We start from the raw sequence: 26,357 nt of genomic DNA on the forward strand, positions 1-26,357 counted from the left end.
TCATCCTATAATTTGACTAGCAACGTCTTTAATCGGTTAAACTTCAGGAAATTGTGACTTTTTGAACCTTGACTTTTGACAGCCATTGAGTCGATCAAATCAGTCAAGTGAACGCAATCGGTACGGTCCGCCGTTTTGGTGCCGACCCAGGCCGGACCGTGGATTTTACGCAGGGGTGGGGTGTCCCGGCGGGGAACCGCACTGCGACCGTACGCGGCTGCGCCGGGCCGCCAAAGCGACGGTCGGCCACTGCCGTACGAAACGGCCAATGAACCCATGTACGATTTTTTTCGCCATTCGGTGAGGGAAGTTCTTCTCGCTTTAAACTAGACTACGTCAATATGCTCCAGAACCTGTTCTATCGCCCTATCTGCACGTGCCGAATGGCTGCCATTCTGATTTTGCTGTCGTTTCAAACCAGGGCCCAACAGCCGATTCCAGCCGATACGACGCAAGCGCGGATTGACCGCATTCAAAACGGCCTACTCCCCTCTGTGGTCCTCAAAGGCCAACCGCTGCCCATCATGAAGCTTACCGACCGGATGCAGTACTATCATGTACCGGGTATCAGCGTCACTTACTTTGACCATGGGCAGCTTGTCTGGTCGCGGAGCTATGGAGTAGCCGACCAACAAACGGGCCGCCCCGTCACCCCGGAAACGCTCTTTCAGGCCGGGTCAATCAGCAAGCCTATCGCGGCACTCGGCGCGCTCAGCCTGGTGGAAAAGGGCAAGCTGAAACTTGATGAGAACGTCAATGACCAGCTTACCAGCTGGAAGCTGCCGGACAACGAGTTTACAATAAGCCAGAAAGTCACGCTACGCCGGATTCTCAGCCATAGTAGTGGGGTGAGTGTCCACGGATTTGGCGGTTACGAACGGACCCAGCCCGTGCCTTCGGTCACCCAAATTCTCGACGGCACTAAACCAGCGAACTCCCCACCCGTACGCGTCGAAGCCGTGCCGGGGTCGCAGTGGAATTATTCCGGCGGGGGCACCACGATTATGCAGTTGATGCTGATGGAAGCGATGGGCAAAAGCTTCCCGACGCTGATGCAGGAGCTTGTCTTTGGCCCACTTGGTATGCGTCACAGCACCTATAAGGAGCCCCTACCGCTCGCTCTCTACCGCAATGCCGCGCACGGGTACGGACCCAGGGGCGAGCCGGTGCCGGGAGGCTTTCGTACCTATCCTGAGATGGCGGCCGCCGGCTTGTGGACAACACCGACCGACCTGGCGCTGGCGGCCATCGACGTACAAAACGCGTACGCGGGCGCTTCTCACAAGCTCTTCTCGCAGGCTTTAACCAAACAGATGCTTACCCGTCAGAAGGACACTTGGGGACTGGGATTTAATTTGGAAAAGCCGGGCGCAACACCGCGTTTTTATCACTTCGGGGTGAGCGACGGTTTTGTGGCCGTGCTGCAGGCCTATCGTGACCAGGGACCGGGCATCGTCATCATGACCAACGGGCGGCAGGGCGAAAAGCTGATTAACGAGCTTCTACGCGCTGTGGCCCACGAATACGGGTGGCCAGACTTTCAGCCCGCTTCCCGCGCATTCATCACCCCCGACCCCGCTTCGCTCCAGAATCTAGCTGGGACCTACGACCAAGCCGATGCGGACGGCCAGGATAAATTCACGGTAACGACTCGAAACGGCCATTTATTCATTACCGGCAGCTACAGCGTGGGAACGACCTACCACTTCACGATCTCCGAACCCATCGAGTTGCTGGCGGAGAGCTCGCAGCAGTATTTTACGTTGCAAACCGGAGAGACCAGCTTTCGCTTCGAAAAGAGCGGCCAAGGGAGGGTTGAGCGCTGTATCGTCGTCTCCGGTGTCAATCAACGAGAAGCTAAAAAAGTCGGTCATTGATGAGTTACTCACCGCTCCGGCGGCCCGGCGTATAAATTCGCCTGCACGGGGGTGGCATTTGGGAGAAGAACCCCTATACTTCCTGGGATAGTACGAAAGGGAGATTATGTTGTATTAAATATTCCATTTATGGAGCAGATTTATGACCGCTTCTTCGTCTCATTGGGGAGCGTTTTTACAGGATTACCTGGCTGATCGGATTTGTGTATACATGTAGAGTAACAAAATAGCCCAGCGATCTCAGCCATACAGTTCCCCAGAAATAAACAGGGCCGCCCAATGCCTTAGACTACTTTCTAAACGAAAATAGCCAAGGGAACAGATCTGGTTCTGCGAATACATTGGCGTCAATGTTATGCTTTCCCTCCGGGTATTCCGTGTAGCGCGCATGTTTTGCACCGCTTTGTTGTAACGCTTTAATCATGGCTCTATCAGGCCAGATGTTAATGACGTCATCCATGGCCCCGTGAAAAATCCATACGGGAACGTTCTTTGCCCTTTTCGGATATAAGGCTACGTTTGCCTGCCCACATATGGGGAACACGGCGGCAAAATAATCCGGATAGTGACTGGTCAAATCGTAGGTGCCAAAGCCACCCAGCGAGGTGCCACCCAGATAAATTCTTTTTTTGTCGGCGATTTTGTGGGCTGCCAAACTGTCCATTAAAAGCTTAACCAGCCGTTCCGGGGTGGATAGTGCCAGCGTGTTCATCTGATGGTTAACCGCTACGGTTGTGTCAAAGGGTGGACTCGGAGGATGCTTGAACCACATGCTATCCGAAGGACATTGCGGGAAAATAACAATGGCAGGATACTTAGTTCGGATCGAATCAGGTAAAAAGAAACGACCACTTTCGGTGAGCTGCCGTTCATTGTCATTTCCTCTTAGTCCCGCCCCATGGAGGAATACGATCAACGGATAGGACTTATTTACGTTATAATCGACAGGATACATGATCCGATAAAGTAAGGTGTCTTTGCCCCGCACAAACACCGCTTTTTTAAAGGCGCTGAAATCCTGCGCCTGGGAAAAATGACCACAGACTACTAGCGCGAGAATAGAAATAAATTTTTTCAGCTGTCTAGTATCCATTTTAAGCGACATGACTGGTTCAGCCTTAGTGGTTAGTCCTGCTTTTCGTTTTGTCATAGGATTGTCTTTTCGTTTCACCGAACAAGTTGAAGATGCCCCTAGTCCTGACAGGCAAAGATGACTCGTAGAAACAGCCGGAAATAGTACCTCATTAGCGTGGTTCTAATTTTTTATATCGACCCGGTAGAATACCATTGACCTCTTTGAAGGAGCGGTTAAAATGGCTCTGATCAAAGAATCCGCATTGATAGCTAATGCTGCCCATTGATGCGTTGGTTGCCTTGATGAGGCCGATCGACTTTTCGACCCGGATCTGGCGGATGTAGTGGCCCAGATTGCAGCCTACGTACCTGGCAAAGTATTTAGATAGGGTAACCGGGTGCACGCCCGCCACACGCGCCAGATCGGTTAGCGTAAGCGGCTCGTGGCCATGGGCGCGTAGATAATCGCAAACGATTGGAACCCAGGCCGGAATCGATTTTTCGTTCGCTATTTTTTTGGACTGGTGAAATAAGGCCAATACCAACTGGTGGATATTCAGGGAGGAACACTCCTGATTGGTCAGCAGCTCATGATAAATGGCTACCATCAGAAACTTGGTAGCGAGATCTTTGGTGGCAGTCTTGTGGATGATGGTGTCCGTGAGCTGGTAAGCATCGATAAACGGGGGCTCTATCTCCAGGTTAACCCGGATCGAGGGCTTGGCTACGCGCACCACTTGGTGTTTTTCACCGGCCATGTAATAGCTGATGTCGCCCGGTGCCAGTTCATAGCGGTCCTGTTTTCGTTCAATACAGCCTCCCTGCACAGTAAAGCCAAAATGTGGGTTGGTGTGATAGTGGGTTTGGTCATTGAGAGACGGTTGATCATAGAGCGTGACGGAAACGATAACGCCCTGGCAGTTCTTTTTTAGCTTCACATTGCCCGAATATTCCCTTGTCCCAGTAATTCCATGGATCAATAAAAATCAAATACAGTCGGCCAATGCAGTTATGTGGTAGACAAAGGCCAAAGTCTGAACCCTATCCTTAGGCTACGGCTAGGCTGCTGAGCTAAGCTTGTTCGGCAACGATTGAACAAACCGTAGGCAACCGCCCAATCACCGCCGGGCAACAAGTTAAACCAGGAGATTTACTATTCCAAAAAACGCCCGTATTAGCTAATGGATATGGTGATTGTCTTAGAAAGGACAATCAATAAACGATAAAGTCTCAAAATGTTATCTCACTAATCAAACCAAAATTCTCACATTGTAGCTGAGTTTGTGAGACGAACTATTGCTGTATAGCAGTCAAATTAGTGGCACAGAACTGCTATCAAAACGCGATGATTAAGGTTGAAATTTGTTGCCTACTAGGCACAAGCTAACCTATACCACCCTAATCCTAACTAAAGCCCCAGCTTACCCGATGCATTGTGCTTGCGGATATTACGCCGTCGATCATAGCGTTGGATCATGGTCGTGGTACGGTGTTTGGTCTGATTCATCACCTCCAGGTCATCCGCTCCGTTCGCCTTGGCAATGGTCACAAAACTGGCCCTCAGGGAGTGAGCCGTATAGGGTTCCCCCAATTGCTGCTGAACGAGGCGATTGACCCACTCATCTGACAGACGCTCTCCAGTGACTCGTTCCCCTTTCCGAACCCGGACAAATAAAGGGCCTTCTTTCCGATCCAATACGGCCAGCCAGGCTTGAAGGGCTCCAATGGGGCAATACTCAGCTTCGCTAGCATACGAAACCGCTTTTTCTTCGACTTCCCCGAATTGGTTGGTTTTCGAGCGGTCCATCCGGATGACCAGGCCGGCCTCATCGATCAGGATGTGATTGATGTCAAGTGCCGCTAATTCACTGCGCCTGAAAGCCCCCGTGAACCCAAGTAGTAGGATTGCTCGGTTGCGCAACCCGGTTGGTGTGTGGGGTAAGGCGTCCAGGGCCTGGCGAAACTGCTTAAGCGAAAAGTCAGGGGCCTGTTTCTGGCGCACGGTCTTTTTAAGCTTAAAGCCTTTCATGAAAACCTTGAACTGCTCGTCGGTGGTCGGCGAGCCAACTCGGTGCTGGCGGTGAAGTTTGGCAATGCTGGCCAGGTGGCGTTGAATGGTGAAGAAGCTGCGGGTTCTTCCCAGGAAGGTGACGTATTCGACTAAGGCAATCGCTGACAAAGGCGATGGCTCGTAGCCATTCTGCTGGCACCAAGCGGAGTACTGCTTGAGGTCCGTCACAAACGCCCGGTGTGAATTGGCCGAACCTTGCAGGCCTGCCCGCAGGTACTCGCTGGCCTCCTGGTGAATCTGTTCATCGACCCTCAACGACAAGCTTTGTTCAGAAACTGGAATGATCGTTAAGGCTTGGAGAGGACTGTCGGGTTGGCTCATGGGTTAGAAACGATAGCTTGAGTCAATACGATTTCGAACGGAATCGATCAAAAATCAGGCGTTTTAACAAAGATACGATTACTCGTGATAATTGATGTTTATCACGAGTAACGATTTATGTAGTTATAAAAGCAGTAAGACTTTCTCAGATTTAGAAATAACTAACAGCGCCAGTCATTACGAGTAAAAGCCCTTCAGCGGCTGATGACTAAACGTGAACCACCGTAAATGATTTGTAAAATTGATTGAGCGTTTGTTTTCAGCTACCTTTCTAAGCCAACTAAGTGAAAAAAGAGAGCACATCAACCCCATAAAATGTTAGGCTACTCGTTTTAGTAGTACCAGACAAGACCTAGTTAGTGCTATGAATTCCATTTCCAGACGTGTCTATGAAGAACTAGTCCAACAACTCGGTCAACTCCGTATTCGAGGGAACCGGCACAAAGTGGCCCTATTTGCGCCACTGACTATTGATCCATCCATTTCCATAGACCATCAGTTAACGGTAGTAGATACCGAGCAGTCCAGGTTTGCCTTTAACCTTATGTTTGAGCGTAACAATCCCGAATCGGAATGGCGATTGGTAACCCCACTTAAATTTACGGAGTGAGATGGTATCGCCTTGCTGATTCGTTTAGGTAAAGACAACTGGATTTAGAAAAAGAAGGGGTTTCGTGGATGAATAAAATCTGTGAACTAGTTGTACTTAATCAATAAGTGCTTAGGAATTATTTCATTTTTTTTATCACTTAAATTATTGTTATTTCAAGATAAGATCTTTATGCCGAAATGTATAACAGCGGCCCAGGGAAATGGCACGGTACGCCGACGCGGGACTGAGGATGACCTCAATAAATCCTCTCAGTAGTTTAACCACACGAGCCGATTGGACTTATTTTATTCAAGGTGTATAAGTAAACGATAGGTTAAGCAGCCCGACTCGAAGTAAGTTATTAATTAGTGTCGATCAGACAAAGTCCCTCATTTAGTGTTTCCACCGGGTTGGTACAGTAACCCTAGAAGCAGCATCCCTAGTCCAACTAAAGTGGCTAAAACGGCAGGGACGGCAGCCACCAAAATAGCCCATTTAAGATGATGCTGGTTGAGCAGCCAGTAACTGCCTACTAAACTCCCCACTAATAGACCCATTAAGGCCAACCCTAGTAGATAAAAATCATACTTAGGTGCTTCAGTAAGGATACCCTTAACGAAAACATAAAGGCCAACTAGCAGGGTGATGTTATCGATGGCCCAACAGATACGAAGTAGTGTCACAGTTGTAGAAAGGGTAAGACCTAATGAAAAGCCTGAAGCTATGGTTTTGGTGGAGGTATTCCAAAGATAAGTAGCTGAGCAGTATTGATTTTTGCCGTCACTTCAGAAGCCGGGGTAGCGGCACGACCTCAAACTGATTGCTAAGCCCAAACAGGTGATTAAGAACGGCCGCATGACTAGCGCCAAAGACCACCAAAATACGCTTCGTGCCGGGTGCGATGCGTTTGAGAATGTGGCTGTGGGTGTAAATGTTGCGTTTGTACCACTCGGCAGTCAGGTAGGCCCCCACCGAGTTTTCAGGCCCGCCCACCTGGCTAACCAGATTGGAGTAGCCCCCCAAATCCCAACGGTACTGCTCTGCGGTGTTGAGCGCCAACAGCACCTCGCCGATGGTATGGTCTCTTAGGTACGTGTTAAACCAACTCGTGTAGTCCGTTATGGTCCGGTTCATTTCCGATAGCAGTGCCTGCTGCCCCGCCCTATTGGCTACCTTCATCAGCGAGTCGTAGGGGAAATCGCCCGTGTCATCGACGCCAACGATCTGACCGGGTTTCAGACCCAGCTGGTTGGCCAGTCGAAACACGATCTGGTCCAGTTCGCCCCGTTTGTCGCGTCGGCCCCCGGCCCTATAAGCCCGGTAAAGACTGTCCAACCGCGGTTGCTGCTCCGGACTATATTCGGTGAAGATCTGCTCCGGCCCATACGCTTTCAGGGCATCGACAACCCATCGGATTTCGGCCTGCCGTTTTTCGCCCAGCACATCATCCACCTTAACTTTAGCCACATCCTGACCGGGGTTATTGAGGTGATACATTCCCAGCAACACAACCTGGATTTTAGGCTGAGCCTGAATAGGGTACGAAAGTAGGATCAAACTAAGGACTAGAGCAAGGCGCATGATGGAGTATGGTTTATAAGTGGTGTATTGCCGACCGGGCGGATGGTGATACCAAGGTGGGTAGATTAACAAGGTTCAGCCATTCATTAAGCCTGAGTCGCCAGATGTCGACAATCAATTGCAACTGACTGAATACGCGTCGTTTTGCTACTTTATGTTTCCTAAAAGCGCAGCCCGGCTGTTAGCAAAAGGCAGTATACGACCGGTTGCCTGACAGGCAGTTGGATAAGCGCAACGATCAGGGTAAGGGCAGCCTATCTCAATCAGGGTCCATCTCGCCAAACCCGTCCTGAAACAGGCCTTGGCGCAACTTCTCGTCAAACTGATCGCCGATGGTTCTGAGCAACGTCTGGTCCTTGCTTTCCAGGCCAAGACTTCTATAGTCGGCGCGAACATAGAGATCGAACACCGACCTATTGATGGTGAATGTTGCATGGATCATACCCTCCGAGCGTTCGACGTTGGGCTCGATGGCCGGGTACTGTTTTTGGGCCCAACTCATGAAGTGGTCAAACATGCCAGGCAGCACCGGTTTCAATTCGTAGCGAATCGGCTGGCCTTCACCCGGATCCTGCGCCCAGCGGCCGTGCCAGGGCGGGTGTTGGGTGTACGGATGAACGCTTAGTACTTCCGCTCCCTGGCGATTCCTAGTCCAGTCAAAATAAGTGGCCGCCCAATCGGATGTAGCGTCCTCGGCCCACATAAACTGCATTGCCGAAGCTCGGAAGGGAACGGCATAGATCTGATTCTTGACGAAGTTTACGGCTAGTAGCGCATACTCAGGGCGGTTGCTCTGGTGGTTGTCGCGTCTTCCCAGAAACACCAGTTGGGTCTTACCCGGTGAGCAGCTAACCAGCCTGGAGCTAACCCGCACAAAGCCATCAGCACGCTGTATAGCCGCCTGGCTACTCCAATCAATCGGATGAACGCTTAGGGTGTGTACGTCCAGGACACTGCACCCAGTAAGCCCATCCGATCCAATCTGGGCCGACGCGGAGTTGCCTACCAGTAGATAACGCCCACCCGACAAAAGTCGGGAAGATGTGGAGTTGTCCATTGGATAACTACTTGTTTCCCGGCCGGGCTGTCCCTGTTCACTATCCAGCCATTGGTAGGTACTCAAGTCGATTCCTTCGTCAAGGACGGTCGTTATTTGTGGCTGGCCATGGTTATCGGTGATCAGGTAGATACCGTTGCTGGTGGCCAATAGGGCTGGTTTAGGCGCATCAGCAAGAAACCGTGCCTGCCAGAGGGGCACTTTTTTGCCTTCCTTGTTTTTGACGACCACAGGCTTACCCTGGAAGTTAATAGTAAAATAGGAGGTTGTGTGGGTACCGATCAGTTTGCCGTTCGCATTCGGTTTAAATAAGTTTAGACTGTACTCCCGATCAAGCGTATAGCCGATGGACAATGGGCCACGAACCACCTGATTCTGAGCGGTCGACGAACAGCCCAATAAGGCAAACAAACTGGTTGAGAGTGCCATTAGAGGTACAGAATAGGTACGGATTAACTCGTTTATCGTCATTTTCGTCAGCCCCGTCAGTACGGATACGTATCCAGTGGAGGCTAGTGTTCAGTTATAGAAAAGGCATATAGAGCTCCAGTAAGGTAGCCAAATCAGGAGATTACTGCGTCAAAACTAAGCTGGTGTCGGCGCATCAACCAGGGAGAACTGCTAGTAGGTCGCTTTTGGGCAACAACAGGTCCAGATGAGTTGATGACGAACAGGAGCCGTTTTCTGGCGCTCAGCTAACTAGGAATAAAAAGGCAAGTTTATCCGGCAAGACTTTTGGTGGCTTTTCTGTTTCGTACCCTACAGTAACCGATAGGGCTTATCTCAGAATGTACATTATGCTAGTAGCTTTTGTCGTTCACCTATATACATTGCCTTTTTTGTAAACAGACGCATTAAAATATATAGTCTGGACCCAGATTTCATCCATTTCTAAAGTAGTACTTTATAGTTATTCTGGTTAGACTGTGAATTTATAATTGTCTTTGAACAATTTGTACTTTTCATAGTAACCGTTCATAAAAGGCAACTTTTTCGTGAATGCTTTTTGGCTTTCGAGATAAGGGTCAGACTATTTCCATAAGTCAGGATAAGCGTCCATTTGGCTAAGGGTTTTCGTGAACGAAACTGACAAAAGGCAAATTTAAACTTTAGTGAGAAAGAGCTTACTATTAGTAACGCCTTTTTTATTGCGAAACTATAATTATTTTAAGATTAGATTTCGGCATACGTAAGGATTTTAAGACTTAGCGATTAGTGTACTCTCTTTGTCGACTCGTGGTACTACACCTATATTAGATACTGATTTTACATCACGCCAGGTACGAACCATGACGCCAAAGCAAACCCAGCGGCTAATCAAAAAAATAGCTGATATCAAACGAGCACTAGCCACCGAAAAACGCAAGTTTGGCGGCTATGATGATTCCAGGGGACTACGCTATTTACCAACTCGCTATTATCTCCAACTGGCCGATTACAAAGGGGGATTAGCCTATACCCGTTGGTTCGCCAAATCATTTCCCGACGATATTGGATTTCCAGACTTCTTGTTTGAGTGGTCGATACTGCTCTTTAAAGCGGGTAAGTTTGCCCAGGCTAAAGCCAAAGTCTGGCAAACCTTCTGTGCCAATACGTACGTACTGGATAAGTTTTTTGGTCATCCTATCCAACCAATCCAAAAATATGAATGGTCAAACTTGGCTCAGGCTGCTTTCACGGAGTATTTCATCTATTCGCATCAGCAAGCCGATTTACTTGATTTTAGTCATTGGCTGGAAGCGTTCATGGCCAGCGAGCTCTTTATCGTCCATAAAGATCGTTACCTAATCCTTCATCAACATCTGCAAGGAGAAGAGGATGTAGAAACCAGAGGCTACTTACGCCAAGAAGCTAACCAGCTAGAAGACGCGATAGAATTCTAAATTCAGGTAGCTACAAAGTCCTAAAAGTTTGTCTTACAAGCTGTATTACATAACGTTTGGACTTCTTACCTTTTACTGGACACAGAATGAAACATAATCTTACTGTCTAGTAATAGGAAGTCCAGTCCAGTAAACGGTTACCAGTTCACAGGTCGCCCCCACTTTCTTGGTTATAAATTGCTACTTAGACTGGTACTCCTGTTCACCTTTTTCTTCCTGCTCTACCGGGACTTTTTCCGCTCGTTTTTTTACAAGGCCTTTTCCGATGCCAAACGCTCGATGATCGATTCCGTTTTTGGGGGCATTTACACCATTGTCAAGGATTACCTGGCCGGACTAGTGCTGGTCATTTTTATCATTGGTTCGCTCATGACGGCAGGTCTGTTCTTACTGGGCGTTGACTATGCAGTGTTTTTTGGTTTCTTAGGGGCCTGCCTGGTGCTCATTCCCTACTTCGGTATTTCACTAGGCTCGCTGTTACCAGCCGCTTATACACTAGTTACCCAGGACAATCCATTGAAGGCACTAGCCGTGGTAGGCCTTTATTTAGGGGTACAGATGCTGGAAGGAAATTTCATTACGCCCTATATTGTAGGCTCCAAAGTGAGTATCAATCCCCTGGCTGCCATCGTGGTATTGATCCTGTGGGAGTCCATATGGGGGCTACCCGGTTTAATTTTAGCGCTGCCGTTAACCGCTATTTTAAAAGTTATTTTTGATTCGGTCGATGCGTTGAAACCCTACGGCTTTCTGATTGGCGAAGCGGAAAAACCACGACCACCCATCAACAGCTTAAAGGACTTGACGGATCAGTTGCCTCGACGAGCCAAAAAGCTGGGTCAGGTTGAGGAAAAAACGGTAGTAGCCCCAACCTAACTCGCTGTTTTCCCTTCATTAATCACCTGTATGATTGGATAAGACAAACGTTGGTATTGCCCTTAATTATTCTGTTTATGCGCTGGTTGTACGACTTACCTACCTGGTTCCTGGCGTTGCTGATCGTGGCTATTTTCCTGGGTATCACCCTGGTAGGACTGGGGTTTACTCACCGACGCCAGCCCCAAAGCGGCTCGCTAACTCGATTGATAATGGCACGGTCGGTTGGTTCTTTTCGGCTGTATCATTGCTGTACGGACTTTTATTGGGTCTGTTGACGGTGGCCGCCTGGGGCAACTACAATCAAGCCGCTATCATTGCGTCTCAGGAAGCTTCCGCCACGGCCGTGCTTTATCGGGACCTGGCCGCTTATCCCGATACGGCCCGCGATGCCATGCGGAAACAGGTGCACAACTATCTTACTGTGGTTGTTGATGTATCCTGGCCCGCTCAGCGCCAGGGCTTACTGCCTGATTCAGAGACAGTCGTCTTGAATCAGTTCCAAAAACTATTGCTGCGCCAAACGGGTCTGACCAACGAGCAGCTCGTCGTGCACAGCGAAACCATCCGGGCCTATAACAACCTGATCGATCTACGACGCCAGCGTCAGGAAGCCCTAAAAGGGGGCGTGCCGGGCGTGTTGTGGTTGGTCGTTCTGCTAGGAGCCATGGCTACCACCGGCTTTTCGTACTGCTTTGTGGTGACGAGTTACCGGCTTCATGCCTTGCTAACTGGGGTGTTGGCTGGCATGATCGGGCTAATAGTATTTTTATTGGTGGTGCTGGATCATTCCTATTAGGGCGAAATCAGTGTATCGGCGGAGCCTTACCAACTGGTGTTGAGTACATTAATGAACCGTTGACGTAGCAAACGGATAAGCAGCCGACAGATAAGGCGCAACCACAACTGTATCCTTGCTGATCAGTCCTTACCATTAGTTTTCCGGGACGTTGCAGGTCCTGGAACCGTTAAGCTGTTCGATACAGTAGATTATTCCAATCAATTTACGAACTAGCTCGTTAACTAGTCAGTATACCTTATACGTCCATCCGGCTTCTGGCCAACGGAATGAAACCGATCCCTAAATTTGCGACAACCCTACTTAAACGACTTAGTATAGGTATAGGGGCGATACTTGTCTTGATTAGCCTGTTGCCTTACCTGTTTCCCGGGTTCATCACCCAGAAGCTGAATGGCTGGACGAAAGCTCATCTAAGCGGGAAATTAACGTTTTCTCATGCCACGCTTTCCTTTTTCACGCGTTTTCCGGATCTAACCTTAACCCTGGTTGATGTGAGTCTCAACGGGTCAGTTCCTTTTGAGCAGGATACCTTGCTCACGGCCAATCAGATTAGTCTGGGCGTAAATCTGGCCAGCTTGTTCAAGAAACGCATCGTAATCGACAAAATCTTTCTGGCCGATGGGCACATTAACGTGCAGGTCGATGCCCAGGGTAGGCCCAATTACAATGTCTATAAGTCCACCACCGATTCATCAGCAGCACCAACAACCGATAGTAGTGAGACGGCATTGACCATCAACCACATCCAACTGGATCGAACCACTATTATTTACAACGACCAGTCAATTCCTATGCTGATCCGGGCTAAAGGGGTAAACTACCAGGGAAAAGGCGATCTGGAAAAAGCCGTGTTTGATTTGCATTCCAATACCCACATTGATTCGGTTGATTTGTATTACAACCGGCAACCTTACGTCCTGGGAAAACGGGTGGATGCGGATCTGATTACTACTATCAATACCCACTCACTGGTTCTGCTGTTCGCAAAAAATGAACTCCGGCTCAATCGACTTCCCATTCAGTTTCGTGGGAAGCTGACGTTCCTAAGGGAAGGGTACACCATGGATTTTAGACTCCACTCAGTCAAAACCGATTTGCAGAACTTTACCACGGCCTTGCCACCGGATCTGTTGCCGTGGGCTCAAAAAACTCAGGTGAAAGGGTCAGGTTCTTTCTCAGCCTCGCTGGTAGGCCAGTACAGTGGGATTACCCAGGCCAAACCAACCCTCCAGTTCAACGCCAGTCTGCGAAACGGCTATATTGCGTACGATAAGGCCCCCGCTCCCGTGCGTAACCTACGGCTCGATCTGGCCCTTACTCTGCCCAACCTGAATCTGGAGAAACTGAATCTGGTCATGGACTCACTTTATTTTAGCCTCGACAAAGATTTTTTTAGTGCCCGCTTGCGGCTCAATGGCTACAGTCAACCCACGATTCATACCCGAGTGACTACCGACATCGACTTAGAAAAGTGGGACAAAGCGCTGGGTATCCCTGGAGTGGATCTCAAAGGCCATTATCGATTAAACTTCCAGGCCGATGGTCAGTACACTACGGTCCTAAAACAGACCAGCCTGCGCCGACAAGAGCGGGTTATTAGCCGGATACCCAGGTTTAGCTTGCAATCCTCCCTGGAGAATGGCTACCTCAAATACACCGCCTTGCGGGAACCTCTCCAGAATATCCACTTTACCTTGGATGCAGGTTGTCCCGATGGTGATTACCGGCATGCCCAACTGGTCTTGGAAAATTTGCAGGCTAAAGCCCTGACCAATGTACTTAGCGGATTTGCCCGGATTCGTAACGCTAGGGATTTAATCGTTGATGCTGGATTAAATGCCAATCTCCATTTAGCGGATGTCCCCTCCTTTTATCCCCTGGATAAGCAAACCAAGCTAGCCGGTGAACTGGTCATTGACGCTCGCACCAAGGGCCCCTACCAGCCCGATAACCGCCAGTTTCCTGTTACTCAAGCAACGCTTCGACTCACCAATGGGGCACTGCAAACTAAGTATTATCCACGCCCAATTGAGCGCCTTCAAATCCTGGCCCATGTCCTCAGTCGAACCCCCTCCCTGCGTACGCTTCAAGTCTCTATCCAGCCTCTTTCCTTCTGGTTTGCTGGCCAACCCTTTGGGCTTCAGGCTGAGTTGCGCAATTTTGATAATCTAACCTACGCCATTACCTCCCGAGGAACCCTCGACGTCGGCAAACTCTATCAGTTAGTGGCCCTGCCGGGTTACCAGCTCCAGGGTACGATTAAAACTAATTTGTCGCTACGAGGTCACGAACGTGACGCACTGGCGGGACGCTATGACCGACTGGTCAATAAAGGCACCATCCAGGTTAACCGACTACAGCTTTCGTCGGACTTATTTCCTAGGCCGTTTTGGATCAAAACGGGCTTGTTTCGTTTTCAGCAGGAGAAAATCTGGTTCGACCAGTTCAGAACCAGCTATGGTTCATCAAACATCGAGATGAAAGGCTATCTGACCAATGTGATTTCGTATGCCACCAAGCCACGGGCCCCCTTAGGGGGACATTTTACGCTCAGCAGCCAGGCGATTAATGTGGATGAGTTTATGGCCTTTGCTGATACGTCAAAGACGGTAAAGGTTTCTACTTCGTCAAAGCGAGCGGCTGGCCACCCGGCTGACCCTTCAGGCGTGGTGCTGGTGCCAGGCAATTTAGCCATTGAGATAGACGCGTCTGCCCAATCGGTTAATTATCAGGGCTTATCGCTCCAGGATGCGCACGCTCAGATGCGAATCGATAGTGGTCAACTAACGCTTAAACAAACGGGCTTTACCCTGATTGGCGCACCGGTAGTGATGGACCTGCTTTACTTACCCCTATCGCCTAAACGCGCCCAATTCAACTATCATATTCAGGCAAGCGATTTTGACATCAAGCGAGCCTACAATGAGATTGCCCTCTTCCGAGCCTTAGCTACCTCGGCGGCTAAAGCCGAGGGATTAATATCGCTCGACTATCAATTGGGGGGTAATCTAGACGCGACGATGCATCCCGTTTATAGTTCACTAACGGGCGGGGGTACCTTATCCGTTCGTCAGGTTAAGCTGAAGGGATTTCGACTATTTGGGGCGGTCAGTAGTAAAACCAACCACGATATCCGGGATCCCAATGTAGCGGGGATTGTCCTAAAGTCAACCATCGCGCACGACACGCTCACGCTTGAACGAACCAAATTACGGGTAGCGGGTTTTCGTCCGCGGCTCGAAGGAAAAGTAAGCCTGGATGGTCACCTGAATCTAAAGTTTCGATTAGGCCTTCCCCCATTTGGTATCTTCGGGATTCCCATGACAATCCGGGGTAGTCAAGCCAAACCGATCATCCATTTAGGAAAGGGAAACGAAGAGAAAGCGGAACCAGAGCCATAAGTAGGGTTTGGCTTAACTTGCCAGCTTATGCCTCTGGTTAATTCCTACCAAATTGCCTCTCGCAGTTGGCTGCCGTAATCAGTGGCAAGAGTAAATTAGTGGCGTAAAAGACCACTTCGATATGGACATATTCTTCGCCGGCGATGCTATAAATCAGATCATAGAACGGACGGAGTTTTTTACGGCCCCAGAAATTGAAGGACTGATAGGTATAATTCATCAATGTCGACATTCCGCCAAGTTTACCTCCAATCAGTTCCTGTAGAGTAGCCGCATCGTTGGCCGAGGGGTTGGTCGGTGTAGATAGCTCGATTGGCAGCCGGTCCATTTTTAAAATCATGATTTATCCGATTTACTAAAGTTAGCGCTTGGGCGGTTGTCGCCCGGTTTTGTCAATCAAGCCTCTAGGAGTAGAAATGGCTAAAACCACTAGCTAAAGTGACCCCAGAAATCCAATCTAATCGATTGATATACTAAACAAAGCTCACTCGCCAGGGTTATAGCCCACAGATGCTCTGCTCCAGATCTTTTCCTTGACTATGGCCGATTCCTCAATTAATAAAGTAAGCACTGGGGGCTTACTGATTGCTATTGGCATTGTCTTTGGTGATATAGGCACCTCCCCCCTGTACGTGCTGGCCGCTGTAGTGCGCGGCCACCAACTCACCCAAACCCTGGTGCTGGGTACGCTTTCCTGTATTATCTGGACGCTTACTATTCAGACCACCATTAAATATGTCCTGATTACTCTCCAGGCCGATAATAAAGGCGAAGGAGGCATCTTTTCTCTCTACGCCCTGGTCCACCGATTTTCGGGTCGCTGGCTGCTCATCCCCGCCATTGTGGGCGGAGCTTTTCTGTTAGCCGATGGCCTCATTACCCCGCCCATCTCCGTCTCGTCGGCCATTGAAGGCCTGTTGATTTTCGACCCAAAACTCAAAACCGAACCCATTGTCATTGGCATTCTGATTGGCTTATTTGTGGTCCAGCAGTTCGGTACTCAACTCTTAGGGAAACTTTTCGGGCCAGTCATGTTGCTCTGGTTTACCTTCATTGGGGCAATTGGTCTGTTGGCTCTGCTAGCCCATCCTTCGGTCCTGCTGGCCGTCAACCCCCTATATGCCTTTCGGTTTTTGACCCAGTATCCGGGCGGGTTCTGGCTCTTAGGCGGGGTGTTCCTGTGCACCACCGGAGCCGAAGCCCTCTATTCGGATATGGGCCACTGTGGCCGGGGCAATATCCGGGTGAGCTGGTTCTATGTCAAACTAACCCTCCTGCTGTCCTACGTGGGCCAGACGGCTTACCTGATGAATCACCTGGGTCAGCGCGTCGGCGAGACGAGCCCCTTTTATAGTATTGTGCCCCCTCCCCTAACTATCTTCAGCATTATCCTGGCCACCCTGGCCACCATTATTGCCTCTCAAGCCCTAATTAGCGGAGCCTTCACCCTGGTTGGGGAAGCTATGCGGCTTAATTTCTGGCCGCGTCAGCGGGTGGTCTATCCGTCTGATGAACGTGGCCAGTTGTACGTACCCTTCGTCAACTGGGGCCTAATGGTGGGCTGTATTCTGATTGTACTGCACTTCCGCGAATCCAAGAATATGGAAGCTGCTTATGGGCTGGCTGTCACCCTGACGATGCTTATGTCCACGCTGTTGATTAATGCTTATCTGCGCGTGAAGCAAACGAACAGCCTGCTGACAACGCTGATTACGGCGCTGTTTTTAGTGGTAGAGATCACCTTTCTGATTGCTAATCTGGTTAAGGTAGAAGAAGGGGGCTGGATTTCGATTACCCTGGGTCTTCTGCTGATGGGGATGATGGTGTTTTGGTATCAGGGTGAAACCATTACCCACGATTTGATCCAGTATGATAGTCTACCGGGTAACTTACCTGTGCTCAAAACGCTGAGCAATGATTTGAGCGTGCCTAAGTTTGCTACACACCTGGTATATCTGACTTCGGCTGATGACTATCACCAGGTTGAAGCTGAAACCCTGTTTTCGATCCTGAACCGGGCGCCCAAGCGCGCCGACATTTATTGGTTTATCCACCTGTGTGTGCTGGATGAGCCGTATGGCATGCGCTACAAGGTGGACACGCTGGCGGCTGAAGACGTGTATTTTGTGACCTTTTACTTAGGCTTCCGGGTGGAGCCCCGCCTGAATTTTCTGTTTCGGCAAGTAGTTCTGGACATGGTCGCCGATCAAGAAGTGACGATTGAGACCCGCTATCGCTCCTTAAATGTACACCGGATTGCAGGAGATTTTCGGTTTGTACTTTTTAAGCGCTTTTTGTCGTACGATAACGAGTTAAGTCTTTACCAACAAGTGATTATGCGGGGTTACCTACTGTTGAAACGGATTGCCTTATCGACCAAGGAATCGTATGGCTTAGACACGAGTAATGTCGTGACGGAGGCAGTGCCGCTGGTGCTAAGTCCAATCAAACGGCTGGATTTAGAGCGTCTGCCCTCCGCTCTGAGCCAGCCCTTCTCCCCGCCAGTGTAGGTCTGGCTACAGGCTTTCAGTCATACTCATCCAGGCAACCCAAGCCCCTAGAGGAACCTTCAATCTGTCAGCCTGTTACCTCGCTTTATCGCTTGTCAATCACATAGGTGGCTACGAAAAAATGGGTAATTAGGCTACTAATTGGTGAGTTCTAAATCGCAAATGTGCGTTTGTCACTTGTAAAAACCTTATCGGTATGGACTTGCTACATTTGACTTCTACAGTAAATATCCCTTTACTGATTAACAAAGGTGCAAAGCCATCCATCAGCCCCTATTTTTACTGATCGCTTAAAATGGTACTTTACCATTATATCGAATATAAGATTGGATACTTTTCAGCATTTTCAATAGTTGTACTTTTCATAGTAAGCGTTCACGAAAAGCAACCTTTTCGTGAACGCTTTCATGCCTGAACGACAGCTGATCAATCGTATCAGTCATTTATGGTCGACACGCCCTTCTGAAGAGCTTAGTGGTTCCTTCTTTTGGTATGGCTTTGCAATCGAATAATTCGGTAACTTCAACGCCTACAACCTGCTTGCTGAATAGAAAATAGATTGCTCACATTTCACGTCGCTCACGTGAGATAGTCCCTATTTTATTATGAAGTTAGGTTATGCCCGGGTCTCAACTCAAGATCAAAATCTGGCGCTTCAGTTAGATGCCCTCAAAGCAGCAGGCTGCTTAAAAATATTTCAGGAGAAAGCTAGTGGTAGTAAAATTGAACGGCCAGAACTAAGCAGACTATTAGAAATCATTCGGCAAGGTGACACCCTCGTGATTTGGAAGCTAGATCGACTAGGCCGTTCCTTAAATCACTTAATCGAGATCGTAACTCAGTTAGAGGAGCAACATGTTGGGTTAGTCAGTCTGAATGACCCTATCGATACTACTACGGCTCAAGGTCGGCTCGTTTTTCGCATTTTTGCTAGTCTAGCCGAGTTTGAACGGGAGGTAATTCGGGAGCGAACATTGGCTGGTTTAGCCTCCGCCCGTCGACGAGGTCAACTCTTAGGCCGTCGTAAAGGGTTATCCAAAGCCGGTGAGCAGAAAGCCCGCATTGGTGAAAGTCTCTACAAAGAGGCCAAGTACTCCGTCGAGCAAATCGCCCGCGAGTTACACATCTCTAAAACTACTTTGTATAAGTATCTCCGCCAACGGGGAGTGGAAATTGGCGCTTCAGTCCAAAATTCAACCACTACAACTTAGAAAATTGTAGCTGTAGGCTAGTTAACGTTTATTAAACGAGCCTTTAACTAAGGTTAAGCTTATCGCGTCTAGTAGGAAACTGATAATAGTAATTCGACCGGCTAATTTTCTGTCACTGTTTCAAGTAGTGAAGTGCCATACTGCCGGATCGGAAAGCAATCGTATCCACCAGCTTTAAATGAAACCTTTCCTGAAGGCTCCCTACATTAAGCAAGGGTCTCCCCTGCCCCACCAGCACCGGATGGACAACTAATTGAAATTCATCGATCAGACCGGCTTGAATTAATTCCGGGAGTAAGCTGACACTATCTACCGAAATTTTGTTGCCCCGTTGCTGCTTCAGTTTTTGGAGTTCTTCAGCCGGATTGCTCCTAACAATTCGTGTCTTCTCATCTACGCTGTTTAATGAGCGTGACATAACTACTCGGTCGATCGCTGTCAGGCGCTCAGCAAATCGATTTTCAGCTGCTGTACCGGATTGGTTTTGGGCCACATCAGCCCAATAGGGAAACATAAGCTGATACATCACACGACCGAAAAAGAGCAGATCTACCTCCCTCAACGTTGCCGTGAAGTACTCCATTACCTCTTCACTAGGATTGAACATTGTGTGATCGCAATAGCCGTCCAGGCTAATGTTCATAGTGAATGTTACTGTTCTCATGCGATTAGCTAGTTGTTTACTGTTTATGCAAAAGTAAACGGGACGAGCTACGCTAATGAGGGTCAATCGCGACAATGTAAGGGCGTTTTATGACCATATGCCCTGTTGAAAGCTCTCATTGTATGATCTTGACAATCGATCTAGGGATACAGACGCTTTAAAGGTTTTATATTATACAGATAGCTTGGGTTCGAAACGACTTTTCCAACTTATGGACGGACTAGTAGTGGGTGTCACGATATAAGCATCAGTCAAGTTTGGCGGGCGAAATGCTCAACGGCTCTTGAATGTGCAGTTGGGGATAAGCCGTTTTACAAATGGCCCGAAACGTTTTTTCTTTTTCATCTGGTGAGTCAACGCCAAACAGGATGCGAGCGAATTCGGCTGCGGGTACACCAGCCTGGTTGACAAGTTGAGCTTTGAACAAAAGTGCGGCCATTGATAGTGATGATGGTTATCGAAAGATAGCCGAAAACCTGGTCGTTATAAAAAGACATACCCTTCAAGATGTATTTATCTTCTTGTAACATTTTCACAACGCTCATTGTGAAAATGTTACAAACACCTATTTTTGTCAATCTTCGCCGGAAGAGCACTGGAAGTAAGCCAAATTTTATTTGGAAAGGGGCAGAAAGGTGGGGCTTATCCTTCTTTTTAACTCGTACCTATATTGAATGAAGTACGTTCCTTACTATCGCGTCTCAACAGCTAGCCAAGGTAAGAGTGGATTAGGGCTCTCAGCCCAGCAAGACATCGTCCAGCGATTTCTCAAAACCGGCGATGTCTTACTTGATGAGTTTATTGAAGTTGAGTCGGGAAAGCGAGCCGACCGACCTCAACTGGCCGCGGCCATTGCTCATGCGAAACAGCACAAAGCGCGCTTACTCATTGCCAAGCTCGACCGGCTCAGTCGGAATGTGTCCTTTATCTTTTCCCTTCGTAACTCGGAAGTCGACTTTGTGGCTTGTGACATTCCCGATGCCAATACGCTGACTGTTGGCATTATGGCTGTATTGGCCCAACATGAACGGGAGCTGATCGGTGAGCGGACCCGAGCAGCCTTAGCCGCTAAGAAAGCCCAGGGACATAAACTGGGTATGCCCAATATTACCCCGGAGGTTACTCGTCGAGGTTTAGAAGTCCGCCAGCAAAACGCTCAGGTAAATTTAGCCAATCGGCAAGCAGCTGAATTGATTCGGCTATATCGTAAAGAAGGTCTGACGTACCGTAGCATTGCCGATCGGTTGAATCAGATGGGCTATCGAACTCGGCGAGGACAAGAGTTTTTAGCCATGAGTGTCAAGCGATTAGATGGATATCAACCCTAGAATCAGAAGTAATTTATTGGTTAATTAATAGTCAGAAAATTAAGGTATTATGGGTTAAACCCCAATAAAGTCAGCGTTTTACGATCAGCCTCTCCCTGATAATAGTTAGTTAAAACCTGCTGAAAGACAGACTCCGTGGGAACAGTCAGACTGAATAGGGTCATACACGATTTCAGTTTTAAATCGTCTGGACTACCCATTATTTGATGGGCCGTTTTCCCCTCAACATCTAGAAGCGCCTTTGAGATTTCAATCAGTCGACTACCCAGGATGGGATGGGCTAAGTAGCCCTTCGCTTCAGCTAAATCGGTAATGGCATAATATTGAGCCATTTGACTGAAGCCTAATCCGGCTAGTTGAGGGAAGATGTACCACATCCAATGGGTTTGCTTACGGCCGTTACGGATTTCAACAAGTGCATGGGCATAGGAAGAAGCTTGCGCGTCGACAAATCGAGTTAAGTCATACATGGATTAGTTAGCTGAGTGAGTTTGGGTAAGTAAACGCAGAGAGTGCTCCTTTGTTAGCAGCTACTCTCTTTTAAAGACCAATACTTATAGCTGTGTAGTGCATAAAAACAGCTTTGTAATCGAATCTATCGCAATAGACACAAAAGCATAAAATCATTATACTATCAGTTAATTCCTGTTGTTGGCCTGTTGACAACTGCTGCCATTCAACCCTACCTACTGACTCCTAGCAACTTATGAAGGGAAAATTCAGACAATATTTGGTACTATCAAAACTATTTTTGAACTTTGACACAACAAATTTGTTGTGTCAATAAAGATATATGCTGCTTATGCTGACATTCGATACTAAAGGTATACTCCTGCCAGGTGTTCACTGGCTAACCTGGCAGGAGGTTTATAACAACTTCGGCTATAACCAGTATAGACGAAATTTATTATTCGGAATGATGATTGGTCTGAACTCTCTCAAGCAAGTAGGATGTCAGGAAGTATACATCGACGGTAGTTTCGCCACTCAAAAACAACTGCCGGGCGATTTCGACATATGCTATGAAGATTCAACGATGGATTTTGATCAACTCGAAATCATTGACCCCACGATACTGTCATTTGAGAATTTACGAGCAGCGCAAAAAGGAAAATACGGTGGAGAATTTTTTCCAATGACAGCCGTGGCAGCTCCCCCAGACATTACATATTTTGAATTTTTTCAAATTGACAAAAATACAGGAGACCCAAAAGGTATTGTAGGTTTAAAACTGGCAACAACATGATTAAGAACGAACAACAATATCGGCTCACAAAAGCACAAGCGACAAAATTCGCAAACGCTATTGACACCTACTCTAAAAGCGTAAGTAGGGATATGAATCCAATCAGAATTAAAGCGCACATGGATGCTCTTCGAAGTCAATACGAAGAATTAAATGGTGAAGTAGCAGAATACGAAAAATTAAAACAAGGAGAGGTTAAGTCGTTTGTCATAAACTCATTTGATGAGTTACCCACTACTTTAATAAAGGCTAGAATAGCCTCCGGACTTAGCCAAAAAGACTTGGCAGATTTACTGGAGATAAAAGAGCAGCAAATTCAAAGGTACGAAGCTAATTCCTACGCAGGTGCTAGTTTTGAACGTTTGAAAGAAACGATAAAAGCCCTAAAACTTACCGTAAAAGAGCATGTATTTGTTTCTGAGGAAGTAATATCAAGAGCAAACTTTTTCAAAAACTTAGCTGATCTAGGCTTTAAAAAAGATGTTGTACTCAAAAGGTTAATTCCCAAAAAAATTGCAGCTTATTTAGATGGTTCAATGGCAGTCAATGAAGTAGATACGTTACCATACGTGTTACAAGCAGCCTCGATTGTTAGTAAGATATTCAATATTAATTCAGAAAGTCTATTAAGCAAAAATTCGTTAGAAATAGACTTATCATCAGCCTATTCAACAAGATTTAAAAAGCCGAAGGATGCTGATATAAAAAAGATAGCTCCTTACACGATTTATGCTCAAGTATTAGCCTTAACCTTACTCGAAGCATGCAAACATATTGAAGCAAAAACAATTCCTACTGATGTCAAAGATTTTCGTAATCAAGTAATTGAAAACTATGGTTCGATCTCTTTCGAAACAGCATTAAAATACACATGGAGTCTGGGTATTCCAGTATTACCACTTGATGATTCAAAGAATTTTCATGGAGCATGTTGGCGCGTTAAGGGAAGAAATGTAATTGTGCTAAAACAGAAAACTAAATCTTCAGTAAGATGGCTTTTTGATCTTATTCATGAGGTTAGGCATGCATCTCAACACATTGAAAGCCCTACACTAGACATAATTGAGGGAGAAGATGACTTCAGTAAAGAGATGGCTCGTTCGATTGATGAAAAAGATGCGAATATATTCGCAGGTCAGGTAATACTCAATTGCAAAGCAAATGATCTATCTCAAAGGGTTATCAAAGAAGCAAATGGAAAAGTTGAGTTGTTGAAAAAAGTAACTCAGCAGGTTGCTCATGAAGAAGATGTTGAAGTAGGTGCATTGGCAAATTACATTGCCTTTAGGTTGATGGCTGAACAAGGCTTTAATTGGTGGGGGAACGCCACTAATCTTCAGCCTGAAGATGGTTCACATTGGATTGTGGCAAAGCAACTGCTATTTAAAAATGTCAACCTAAATGAACTGCCAGAAACAGAAAAAGAATTATTAATAAATGCTTTAGAATAATGTAGACAATAAAAAACAATTTAAAGCCATGGAAACTCTAGATTTTGGGGAGCCTTTACCAAAGGTAAAATGCACGGATACCAAATGTGACGAAGACAAACACTGTTTTCGTCAGAAGCGTGCTAATCCGAAAAAACTTGAAGGAGGAAAATGCCATGCATGTGAAGCTGACTTAGTAGACTGGGAACGAGTCCACCAAAGAGACATCAATGATGTGGAAGCTACCTTTCAGTTTATGAAAAAGGAGTTTATAAGACATCATTTTTGGAATATAGAGCTTGACAAAGGACTCGTAGAAAAAAATACCATTAAGGGGAGAGATAAGCTAGAAAAGCAAGTGGTTAGTCGTTTAAAATCTTCAGTAAAATGTGCTGGCGATAAGAACGCTTGGGACGGAAGACAAACGCCAATAAAAAAGAAACATCTAATCTATTTTGCTCAACATGCCACAGCTACTTGCTGTCGAAAATGTATTAAGTACTGGCATGGTATTCCCTATGATCGCGAATTGAGTGAGGAGGAGATCGAGTATCTAAAAAATCTCATAATGAGATATATTGAGGATAGGATACCACTTCCAAAAGAGAAGAAGGATGAAAAGCAGACTTCTTTGACATTTGACAAATAAAGTTAAACTTATTAAAATCAAATTCGCACCATGATCGCAGTAATTAGTAAAGCCGAAATCGTTGACAGAATAGAAAAGCAAGAGTTAATTAAGGGCGCAAGAAAAAAAGGTAGTTCGTTTGATGTGGAAAATACCAGCTATGATCTCATGGCTGGTATAGCCATATGTAAGAGGACTGATGAAAAGTTATTCGAGGAGAGAATAGGCGATCATAGATATGATCCTTCAAATCGTAAACAGCCTACAGTCACTCTTAAACCAGGACAGATGATGTTCGTAGTGACACATGAAGAAATAAAGATGCCTATAGACTTGTGTGGAACAGTGTATTCACGCAACAGCCTTGCGTTAAAAGGTATATTAGCTTTAAACGCTGGTCACATAGATCCTGGCTACGAAGGACCTATATCAATAAAACTGATTAACCTTAGTTCTGTCGATTATACGTTAGTACTCGGTGAACCAATTTACACGATTGTTTTCACCAGGGTTGACAGTCAAGCCGATAATACGATCATGACAAGAAGAATTACGCATGAGGAAATGATAAGTAAAATTATAACCGCAACCAATATAAGTCTCAGCAATGTACTTTATGATTTGGCCTTACTTACTGACTTTGTAAAAAAGGATGAGTTTGGTAAGTACTTCGTGCGTTGGTTGCTAAAATCTTTTTGGAGAGTAGCTGCCTTAGGTTTCAGTATTGTCACTGCTTTATTGGCCCTATCTGTATCCATCATTAAGCTTTTAGAATTTTTTAAAATAATCTAAGCCAATGGAGACTAAATATATTGATACAGAAAAATTCTCTCAAAAATTAAGAAGTAAGGGAATAGATTTAGACAGTAAAAAAATACTAATGTCTAATTTCAAAGAAACGAAACAAAATAAAGACTTAACCTTACCATCAAATTGCAATGGCTTTGGAAGAATTCATCATTTTAAAAGCAAAGGTATGAATGGATTTCCATTAAATCCTCTACCAATCGTACCTGCTGAAAAATACTTGCAAAGGCCACTGGGTGAAGTGGTGAAAGTCCAAGTTTTTCAAAATGCTATCTGTAGTTGGAGGTGCTGGTACTGTTACGTAGATTTTAGCTTACTTAGCGGCGATCCTAAGCATTCATCATTTATGACAGCCGATGAACTAATTGATTTGTATTTGAAAGAAGAAGAGAGATGCTTGATAATCGATTTATCTGGGGGGCAACCAGATCTTGTACCAGAGTTGTCATTATGGTTCGCTGATGCACTACATAAAAGAGGAATGAGCCGGGATATTTTTCTGTGGTCAGATGACAATCTTAGCAATGACTACTTATGGAGGTACTTAAGCAAAGAAGAATTACATCGATTAGCATCGTACCAAAATTACAGCCGTGTTGGCTGCTTTAAGGGATTTGATAAAAAATCGTTCTCGTTTAACACAAAAGCTGAACCTGAACTTTTTCACACTCAGTTCCAACTAATGAACCGGCTAATTAAAGAAGGATTTGATGTTTATGGGTATATAACTTTAACTTCTCCAGACGATTCAAATTTAAAAAATAAAATAGCTGACTTAATTGATATAATCCAGAATAGTGTACATCCACTATTCCCACTGAGAACTGTTCCATTACAAATATTTAAATTTACACCTACTGCTTCAAGAATGAACAGTGAACATGAGCGTTCAATTGAAATTCAGAAAGAAGCTGTACTTGCCTGGAATGAAGAAATTTCTAAACGTTATTCAGTAACTGTGTCAACAAAAAAAATTGTAGATCATATAATCAATTGAT

24 protein-coding genes and 1 pseudogene are annotated in these 26,357 nt (G+C 46.6%); 14 read left to right on the forward strand and 11 right to left on the reverse strand.

Going from position 1 to position 26,357, the window contains the following annotated elements; all coding sequences use genetic code 11:
- Window positions 1-5: 5 nt before the first annotated feature.
- Complete coding sequence (locus GO755_RS36930) at window positions 6-278, reverse strand: hypothetical protein (protein ID WP_157590462.1); 273 nt, start codon at window positions 276-278, stop codon at window positions 6-8.
- Between the two features lie 105 nt (window positions 279-383).
- On the opposite strand from GO755_RS36930, the gene GO755_RS36935 reads away from it, so the two are divergent.
- Window positions 384-1,877: a serine hydrolase domain-containing protein gene (locus tag GO755_RS36935; RefSeq protein ID WP_198175044.1), complete on the forward strand. Its 1,494-nt coding sequence runs from the start codon at window positions 384-386 to the stop codon at window positions 1,875-1,877.
- A 289-nt stretch (window positions 1,878-2,166) separates the two neighbouring features.
- On the opposite strand, the gene GO755_RS36940 is transcribed toward GO755_RS36935, so the two are convergent.
- From GO755_RS36940 to GO755_RS36950, 3 genes are all read right to left on the reverse strand, one after another.
- Complete coding sequence (locus GO755_RS36940; RefSeq protein WP_227687241.1) at window positions 2,167-2,970, reverse strand: carboxylesterase family protein; 804 nt, start codon at window positions 2,968-2,970, stop codon at window positions 2,167-2,169.
- 151 nt (window positions 2,971-3,121) lie between these two features.
- On the reverse strand, window positions 3,122-3,931 hold the full coding sequence (locus tag GO755_RS36945) for an AraC family transcriptional regulator (RefSeq protein ID WP_157590465.1): 810 nt from the start codon (window positions 3,929-3,931) through the stop codon (window positions 3,122-3,124).
- Between the two features lie 428 nt (window positions 3,932-4,359).
- A complete protein-coding gene (locus GO755_RS36950; RefSeq protein WP_157590466.1) occupies window positions 4,360-5,343 on the reverse strand; it encodes a site-specific integrase in 984 nt (327 codons plus the stop codon).
- A 364-nt stretch (window positions 5,344-5,707) separates the two neighbouring features.
- Here GO755_RS36950 and GO755_RS36955 point away from each other — a divergent pair, with 364 nt between their 5' ends.
- Complete coding sequence (locus tag GO755_RS36955; RefSeq protein ID WP_157590467.1) at window positions 5,708-5,953, forward strand: hypothetical protein; 246 nt, start codon at window positions 5,708-5,710, stop codon at window positions 5,951-5,953.
- A gap of 371 nt (window positions 5,954-6,324) precedes the next feature.
- On the opposite strand, the gene GO755_RS36960 is transcribed toward GO755_RS36955, so the two are convergent.
- The 3 genes from GO755_RS36960 to GO755_RS36970 all read right to left on the reverse strand — a co-directional run bounded on the left by GO755_RS36960 (window position 6,325) and on the right by GO755_RS36970 (window position 9,002).
- Window positions 6,325-6,618, reverse strand: a complete 294-nt coding sequence (locus GO755_RS36960; RefSeq protein WP_157590468.1) for a hypothetical protein — start codon at window positions 6,616-6,618, stop codon at window positions 6,325-6,327.
- A 97-nt stretch (window positions 6,619-6,715) separates the two neighbouring features.
- Window positions 6,716-7,516 carry a DUF5694 domain-containing protein gene (locus GO755_RS36965; protein WP_157590469.1) on the reverse strand — a complete coding sequence of 267 codons (801 nt, stop codon included), beginning with the start codon at window positions 7,514-7,516 and terminating at the stop codon, window positions 6,716-6,718.
- 259 nt (window positions 7,517-7,775) lie between these two features.
- Complete coding sequence (locus tag GO755_RS36970) at window positions 7,776-9,002, reverse strand: hypothetical protein (protein WP_157590470.1); 1,227 nt, start codon at window positions 9,000-9,002, stop codon at window positions 7,776-7,778.
- Window positions 9,003-9,862: 860 nt separating this feature from the next.
- On the opposite strand from GO755_RS36970, the gene GO755_RS36975 reads away from it, so the two are divergent.
- The 4 genes and pseudogenes from GO755_RS36975 to GO755_RS36990 all read left to right on the forward strand — a co-directional run bounded on the left by GO755_RS36975 (window position 9,863) and on the right by GO755_RS36990 (window position 15,535).
- Window positions 9,863-10,456 carry a hypothetical protein gene (locus GO755_RS36975; RefSeq protein ID WP_157590471.1) on the forward strand — a complete coding sequence of 198 codons (594 nt, stop codon included), beginning with the start codon at window positions 9,863-9,865 and terminating at the stop codon, window positions 10,454-10,456.
- Between the two features lie 183 nt (window positions 10,457-10,639).
- Window positions 10,640-11,332 (forward strand): annotated as a pseudogene (locus GO755_RS36980) (AI-2E family transporter); the annotation flags it as partial.
- Window positions 11,333-11,366: 34 nt separating this feature from the next.
- Window positions 11,367-12,131, forward strand: coding sequence for a bestrophin-like domain (locus GO755_RS36985; RefSeq protein WP_157590473.1), 765 nt, complete (start codon window positions 11,367-11,369; stop codon window positions 12,129-12,131).
- Window positions 12,132-12,400: 269 nt separating this feature from the next.
- Window positions 12,401-15,535, forward strand: coding sequence for an AsmA family protein (locus tag GO755_RS36990; RefSeq protein ID WP_157590474.1), 3,135 nt, complete (start codon window positions 12,401-12,403; stop codon window positions 15,533-15,535).
- 37 nt (window positions 15,536-15,572) lie between these two features.
- Here the strand turns inward: GO755_RS36990 and GO755_RS36995 are convergent, their stop codons facing one another.
- Window positions 15,573-15,875 (reverse strand): manganese catalase family protein, encoded by a 303-nt coding sequence (locus GO755_RS36995; protein WP_227687244.1) that lies wholly within the window; start codon window positions 15,873-15,875, stop codon window positions 15,573-15,575.
- A 199-nt stretch (window positions 15,876-16,074) separates the two neighbouring features.
- On the opposite strand from GO755_RS36995, the gene GO755_RS37000 reads away from it, so the two are divergent.
- Both GO755_RS37000 and GO755_RS37005 read left to right on the forward strand, forming a co-directional pair.
- The gene (locus GO755_RS37000) at window positions 16,075-18,045 is read left to right on the forward strand and encodes a KUP/HAK/KT family potassium transporter (RefSeq protein ID WP_157590475.1); all 1,971 of its coding nucleotides are present in this window, start codon (window positions 16,075-16,077) and stop codon (window positions 18,043-18,045) included.
- A gap of 605 nt (window positions 18,046-18,650) precedes the next feature.
- Complete coding sequence (locus GO755_RS37005) at window positions 18,651-19,256, forward strand: recombinase family protein (protein WP_157590476.1); 606 nt, start codon at window positions 18,651-18,653, stop codon at window positions 19,254-19,256.
- A 112-nt stretch (window positions 19,257-19,368) separates the two neighbouring features.
- On the opposite strand, the gene GO755_RS37010 is transcribed toward GO755_RS37005, so the two are convergent.
- Window positions 19,369-19,920 carry a dihydrofolate reductase family protein gene (locus GO755_RS37010; protein ID WP_157590477.1) on the reverse strand — a complete coding sequence of 184 codons (552 nt, stop codon included), beginning with the start codon at window positions 19,918-19,920 and terminating at the stop codon, window positions 19,369-19,371.
- Between the two features lie 247 nt (window positions 19,921-20,167).
- Entirely contained in the window at window positions 20,168-20,359 is a 192-nt protein-coding gene (locus GO755_RS37015) for a hypothetical protein (protein WP_157590478.1), read from the reverse strand.
- Between the two features lie 235 nt (window positions 20,360-20,594).
- Here GO755_RS37015 and GO755_RS37020 point away from each other — a divergent pair, with 235 nt between their 5' ends.
- Window positions 20,595-21,248 (forward strand): recombinase family protein, encoded by a 654-nt coding sequence (locus tag GO755_RS37020; RefSeq protein ID WP_157590479.1) that lies wholly within the window; start codon window positions 20,595-20,597, stop codon window positions 21,246-21,248.
- A 47-nt stretch (window positions 21,249-21,295) separates the two neighbouring features.
- On the opposite strand, the gene GO755_RS37025 is transcribed toward GO755_RS37020, so the two are convergent.
- Window positions 21,296-21,718 carry a DUF1810 domain-containing protein gene (locus GO755_RS37025; protein WP_157590480.1) on the reverse strand — a complete coding sequence of 141 codons (423 nt, stop codon included), beginning with the start codon at window positions 21,716-21,718 and terminating at the stop codon, window positions 21,296-21,298.
- A gap of 332 nt (window positions 21,719-22,050) precedes the next feature.
- On the opposite strand from GO755_RS37025, the gene GO755_RS37030 reads away from it, so the two are divergent.
- From GO755_RS37030 to GO755_RS37050, 5 genes are read left to right on the forward strand one after another with little or no spacing between them, the layout of a single operon-like run.
- The gene (locus GO755_RS37030; RefSeq protein ID WP_198175045.1) at window positions 22,051-22,494 is read left to right on the forward strand and encodes a DUF6932 family protein; all 444 of its coding nucleotides are present in this window, start codon (window positions 22,051-22,053) and stop codon (window positions 22,492-22,494) included.
- Window positions 22,491-23,945 carry a helix-turn-helix transcriptional regulator gene (locus GO755_RS37035; RefSeq protein ID WP_157590481.1) on the forward strand — a complete coding sequence of 485 codons (1,455 nt, stop codon included), beginning with the start codon at window positions 22,491-22,493 and terminating at the stop codon, window positions 23,943-23,945. The genes GO755_RS37030 and GO755_RS37035 overlap by 4 nt, the downstream gene beginning before the upstream one ends.
- A 28-nt stretch (window positions 23,946-23,973) precedes the next feature.
- Window positions 23,974-24,573 carry a DUF4186 family protein gene (locus GO755_RS37040; RefSeq protein ID WP_157590482.1) on the forward strand — a complete coding sequence of 200 codons (600 nt, stop codon included), beginning with the start codon at window positions 23,974-23,976 and terminating at the stop codon, window positions 24,571-24,573.
- Window positions 24,574-24,603: 30 nt separating this feature from the next.
- A complete protein-coding gene (locus GO755_RS37045) occupies window positions 24,604-25,344 on the forward strand; it encodes a dCTP deaminase domain-containing protein (protein ID WP_157590483.1) in 741 nt (246 codons plus the stop codon).
- Window positions 25,345-25,348: 4 nt separating this feature from the next.
- A complete protein-coding gene (locus GO755_RS37050; RefSeq protein WP_157590484.1) occupies window positions 25,349-26,356 on the forward strand; it encodes a hypothetical protein in 1,008 nt (335 codons plus the stop codon).
- Window position 26,357: the final 1 nt, after the last annotated feature.

It is taken from the genome of Spirosoma arboris, assembly GCF_009754945.1.
In the GTDB taxonomy this organism is placed as follows: Bacteria; Bacteroidota; Bacteroidia; order Cytophagales; family Spirosomataceae; genus Spirosoma; species Spirosoma arboris.

Excerpts from the sequence above, each read along its gene's own strand:
- GO755_RS36930 (WP_157590462.1), bottom strand. The coding sequence starts at position 278 with ATGGGTTCATTGGCCGTTTCGTACGGCAGTGGCCGACCGTCGCTTTGG.
- GO755_RS36935 (WP_198175044.1), top strand. The coding sequence starts at position 384 with ATGGCTGCCATTCTGATTTTGCTGTCGTTTCAAACCAGGGCCCAACAG.
- GO755_RS36940 (WP_227687241.1), bottom strand. The coding sequence starts at position 2,970 with ATGGATACTAGACAGCTGAAAAAATTTATTTCTATTCTCGCGCTAGTA.
- GO755_RS36950 (WP_157590466.1), bottom strand. The coding sequence starts at position 5,343 with ATGAGCCAACCCGACAGTCCTCTCCAAGCCTTAACGATCATTCCAGTT.
- GO755_RS36955 (WP_157590467.1), top strand. The coding sequence starts at position 5,708 with ATGAATTCCATTTCCAGACGTGTCTATGAAGAACTAGTCCAACAACTC.
- GO755_RS36965 (WP_157590469.1), bottom strand. The coding sequence starts at position 7,516 with ATGCGCCTTGCTCTAGTCCTTAGTTTGATCCTACTTTCGTACCCTATT.
- GO755_RS36970 (WP_157590470.1), bottom strand. The coding sequence starts at position 9,002 with ATGGCACTCTCAACCAGTTTGTTTGCCTTATTGGGCTGTTCGTCGACC.
- GO755_RS36975 (WP_157590471.1), top strand. The coding sequence starts at position 9,863 with ATGACGCCAAAGCAAACCCAGCGGCTAATCAAAAAAATAGCTGATATC.
- GO755_RS36990 (WP_157590474.1), top strand. The coding sequence starts at position 12,401 with ATGAAACCGATCCCTAAATTTGCGACAACCCTACTTAAACGACTTAGT.
- GO755_RS36995 (WP_227687244.1), bottom strand. The coding sequence starts at position 15,875 with ATGATTTTAAAAATGGACCGGCTGCCAATCGAGCTATCTACACCGACC.
- GO755_RS37000 (WP_157590475.1), top strand. The coding sequence starts at position 16,075 with ATGGCCGATTCCTCAATTAATAAAGTAAGCACTGGGGGCTTACTGATT.
- GO755_RS37005 (WP_157590476.1), top strand. The coding sequence starts at position 18,651 with ATGAAGTTAGGTTATGCCCGGGTCTCAACTCAAGATCAAAATCTGGCG.
- GO755_RS37010 (WP_157590477.1), bottom strand. The coding sequence starts at position 19,920 with ATGAGAACAGTAACATTCACTATGAACATTAGCCTGGACGGCTATTGC.
- GO755_RS37015 (WP_157590478.1), bottom strand. The coding sequence starts at position 20,359 with ATGGCCGCACTTTTGTTCAAAGCTCAACTTGTCAACCAGGCTGGTGTA.
- GO755_RS37020 (WP_157590479.1), top strand. The coding sequence starts at position 20,595 with ATGAAGTACGTTCCTTACTATCGCGTCTCAACAGCTAGCCAAGGTAAG.
- GO755_RS37025 (WP_157590480.1), bottom strand. The coding sequence starts at position 21,718 with ATGTATGACTTAACTCGATTTGTCGACGCGCAAGCTTCTTCCTATGCC.
- GO755_RS37030 (WP_198175045.1), top strand. The coding sequence starts at position 22,051 with ATGCTGACATTCGATACTAAAGGTATACTCCTGCCAGGTGTTCACTGG.
- GO755_RS37035 (WP_157590481.1), top strand. The coding sequence starts at position 22,491 with ATGATTAAGAACGAACAACAATATCGGCTCACAAAAGCACAAGCGACA.
- GO755_RS37040 (WP_157590482.1), top strand. The coding sequence starts at position 23,974 with ATGGAAACTCTAGATTTTGGGGAGCCTTTACCAAAGGTAAAATGCACG.
- GO755_RS37045 (WP_157590483.1), top strand. The coding sequence starts at position 24,604 with ATGATCGCAGTAATTAGTAAAGCCGAAATCGTTGACAGAATAGAAAAG.
- GO755_RS37050 (WP_157590484.1), top strand. The coding sequence starts at position 25,349 with ATGGAGACTAAATATATTGATACAGAAAAATTCTCTCAAAAATTAAGA.